At 35.0% G+C, this 3,652-nt stretch carries 4 protein-coding genes; 3 read left to right on the top strand and 1 reads right to left on the bottom strand.

Annotated features, from left to right (window positions below; translation table 11 throughout):
* Window positions 1-111 precede the first annotated feature (111 nt).
* Entirely contained in the window at window positions 112-219 is a 108-nt protein-coding gene (locus ABD814_RS13290; protein ID WP_425549041.1) for an AraC family transcriptional regulator, read from the top strand.
* A gap of 92 nt (window positions 220-311) precedes the next feature.
* Here the strand turns inward: ABD814_RS13290 and ABD814_RS02340 are convergent, their stop codons facing one another.
* Window positions 312-533: an acetate uptake transporter gene (locus ABD814_RS02340; RefSeq protein WP_344909950.1), complete on the bottom strand. Its 222-nt coding sequence runs from the start codon at window positions 531-533 to the stop codon at window positions 312-314.
* 652 nt (window positions 534-1,185) lie between these two features.
* On the opposite strand from ABD814_RS02340, the gene ABD814_RS02335 reads away from it, so the two are divergent.
* Window positions 1,186-1,626 carry an OsmC family protein gene (locus ABD814_RS02335; protein ID WP_344909948.1) on the top strand — a complete coding sequence of 147 codons (441 nt, stop codon included), beginning with the start codon at window positions 1,186-1,188 and terminating at the stop codon, window positions 1,624-1,626.
* Window positions 1,627-1,747: 121 nt separating this feature from the next.
* Window positions 1,748-3,439 carry a dihydrolipoyl dehydrogenase gene (lpdA, locus tag ABD814_RS02330; protein WP_344909946.1) on the top strand — a complete coding sequence of 564 codons (1,692 nt, stop codon included), beginning with the start codon at window positions 1,748-1,750 and terminating at the stop codon, window positions 3,437-3,439.
* The last annotated feature ends 213 nt before the right edge of the window (window positions 3,440-3,652 follow it).

Genomic DNA, 3,652 nt, shown 5'->3' with positions numbered 1-3,652 from the left:
ACTTATACAATATCAAAGATCGGGCTCCTTTTCACTTAATTAGTGAAAGATCGATTGGCTATTTTTAATTGATTTGATACAGTTTCTTTAAGGTTTTTGATATGGCTGTGAATAATCCAGGATTCAAATTATTTTAGTTATTTATTTAAAAAGAAAGAAGGTATTTCCCCGACAGAATATCGTAAAAAGATGACAAACAATACTGAAAAATTTAAATAGGATTGAGGAAAAAGCTTAATCATTAAAATAAGAAGTGAGACATGAGCGCTCACTTCTTTTTTATATTTAAGCTTCTTTCGTTCACTGAATTATTAACTCGCTTTATTAATTTCGCGACTAGTCCATAAATGACCCTCAGCTTTATACTCAACGATTGGCAAAATCCTTTTGCCGTATAACTCATTCAACACTTGTATCATAGCAACATAAATCGCTGAGAAGCCCCAAATGATGCCTTCATAACCGGCAAGCGTTAAAACCACGCTAGAACCTGTGAAATTACCAATCGCAAGTAAGAAAAACAAAATTGCCAATGTTCCAAAAACAACTTGTAGAGCTTTATTTATCCGTCACGTTCCTGATAAACATAAGTAAGGTAAACAATCCTCACATGAATGCGATTGCAGCCATCGCCAAAATTATTGCATCCAATTTAAAAAACATCGATATTATCCTCCATTAAAATTTAACGATTTTATACAGCAACAGACTCCTTTTAGATTTATTAAAAAATATAAAAGACGTGGAAAATATGGTGAAGTTTGCACACGCTTGAAGACAGAAAACCAGTCCACTTAACTACCAACTACTTGGATTAACCTACATAAACAATTTGATATAAGCTATCGCGCCACAAATTGGACAGTACTGTCTAGAGATAGATGAAGATATATTTATTCCTATCCACACTGCTATTACATATTACTGGTACTGTGTATAGCCACTTCTTACAACGTGATTATGACCCTAAAATAAAACATTACGACCAGCAGAAGTGAGGGCATAATTAAACGGCTCATCAGAGTTTTCAAGTGCTTTTGCATTCTCTAAATGGATTCTCACCGAAGCAAATAATGAATCAGACTCGAATATAGTTACTTAGCTAAGTATTGATTTTATATTTTCGCCGTGGTATAATATCTTCATTGCTCGATGATTCACAAACTTTGCTAGGAGGAAAAAACTATGTTAACGACATTTAAAGCAGTTACAAAAAAATTACCTGATGGACTTCAAGTTGAATGTAACTCAAGAGGATTTAAAATTATAGCAGATGAACCAGAAGATCTTGGTGGGACTGACAAGGCAATGAACCCTGTTGAAATGGTTTTATGCGCTTTAGGTGCTTGCCAAACTATTGTTGCTAGTGCATTTGCTGAAGCTCATAATTTCTCTTTTGACGAATTTCACGTTGAACTTGAGGGTGATTTGGATCCAGATGGCTTTTTAGGACTCGCGGATGTAAGAAATGGCTTTGAAGAAATTCGTTTTTCTATGCACTTTAAAACAAATGAATCACAAGAAAAAGCAGAAGCCTTTGCAAATTTTATTGAAAAAACTTGTCCAGTAGGAGATTGTTTAGAAAACGGTGTTAAATTAGTATTATCTAATGTTGTCAGATATTAATTTAAATGACTAAGCTAGTTTAAATATAATCTTTTGTACAGCAGATTGGAATTTATTCAATTATCAATCTGCTGTTTATTATAATTAATTTTAGAAAATTACTTTTTAAGGAGAATTAGCAATGGAAATTTTAATGTCTGTAATTCCCGGTGGAAAAAAGGGTAAAGTTGGAGAAATTCACGTAACCATTGGTAGCAAAGTTTCTGAGGGCGACTCATTAGCGGAGGTCGAAACAAGTAAAGGAAATCGAACAATAACGGCCAATCAAGATGGTGTCATCAATCAAATTCACATTGAAGAAGGAAGTGAAGTTTCTTCTAAGCAAATATTATTTGAAATAGAGTCCATTCAAGAAAGTGACGAAAAGAATGATACAAGTGAACAAAAAGCGGACGGCGAACAACCTATAAACGAGGTGACAACGGACTTACTCATTATTGGCGCTGGACCAGGAGGATATGTGGCAGCTATTTATGCCGCTAAAAAAGGACTCGATGTCACACTTATTGAAAAAGAAGATACCTTAGGTGGAACTTGCTTAAATGTAGGATGTATTCCAACAAAAGCTCTTGTTAAATCGGCAGAGATTTGTGATAACGTGAAAAACAGTTCTTTATTTGGCATTGAATCAGATTCAGATCTAAAGATCAATATGAAACAAATCATTGATCGAAAAGATGAAGTCGTCAATCAATTAGTATCTGGGGTTTCATTTTTAATGGAGAAGAACAAGATTCGTGTCATTCAGGGAACAGCATCTTTTCTATCAGATAACAAAGTCATTGTAAATGGGAAGGATACATCCCATATTTCAGCAAAAGATACCATTATAGCTACAGGCTCTAAGATTTCTCATGTTAACATTCCTGGTGTTGAACTTCCTTTTGTGATGAACAGCACGGATGCACTGGCATTAACTGAATTGCCAAATAGCATAACCATTATTGGTGGCGGTGTAATTGGCATGGAATTTGCCTGTATTTATCGCAATCTCGGAGTAGAAGTTCATGTACTAGAATTTATGGATCATGTTCTTGATATCCTAGATGATGACTTATGCGAAGAAATCGAACGTCTATCCGAGCAAAAGGGCATTCATATTCATACACAAGCCAAAGTAACCAAAATTCAACAAGCTAATAATGGACAAGCAATTATAACCTACGAAACAGACGGTAAAGAACAACTTTTAGTTAGTGAAAAAGTGCTTGTTGCTATTGGCCGCGAACCAAATATTGATGGACTGAATCTCGAAGAAATAAAAATTCGTATGGACGAAGCTAGAAATGGGATTGCCGTTAATCAGAAGATGCAGACAAATATTAAAAATATCTATGCGATCGGTGATGTGACTAACATTATCCAACTTGCTCATGTCGCGTCACATCAAGGAATCCACGCTGTTAATAATATACTTGGTGAAGAGTCAGATATGGATTATTCAGCAGTTCCTAATGTCATCTTTACATCGCCAGAAATAGCTACCGTCGGTCTGCAAGAATACGAATGTAAAGATAAAAAACTAGATTATAGAGTAAGTAAGGTTTCATTTTCAAGTAACGGAAAGGCCTTAACGATGAATGAGCCTGATGGTTTTATTAAACTCATTAAAGACAACAAAACAAGTGAAATTATTGGAGGTTCTATCATTGGACCAGATGCCTCTTCTTTAATTAGTAGCCTTACGATTGCAATTACAAATGGACTTACCGAGCAACAAATTACAAAAACGATCTTTGCTCACCCGACTACCGCAGAGGTTATTCATGAAGCAGGGTTTGATTTAAATATTGGGGCACTACATGAAGCATAAGACCACCCTCACTAAAGTGAGGTTTTTTCTTCATCTCACATTTATCATCCTAGTATGAGTGAAGTAGGGGTTATTATATTCAACCTGCATTATTCATAACTTGATTTTTTTATAGGTACTTTCCCTGTAAAATGCCAAAAACAAATGACAGTCAGGACGATTTAATACTTATACCTAAATAAGTGTGGTTGCCCGCTAAATTCTCGTTTAAAA

This window comes from Amphibacillus indicireducens, assembly GCF_039539605.1.
GTDB classification, from domain to species: domain Bacteria; phylum Bacillota; class Bacilli; order Bacillales; family Amphibacillaceae; genus Amphibacillus; species Amphibacillus indicireducens.
This window is presented reverse-complemented; position numbering and strand designations above follow the sequence as displayed.

Bases quoted from the DNA above. Each gene is read 5' to 3' on its own strand.
- ABD814_RS02335 (WP_344909948.1), top strand. From the start codon at position 1,186: ATGTTAACGACATTTAAAGCAGTTACAAAAAAATTACCTGATGGACTT.
- lpdA (WP_344909946.1), top strand. From the start codon at position 1,748: ATGGAAATTTTAATGTCTGTAATTCCCGGTGGAAAAAAGGGTAAAGTT.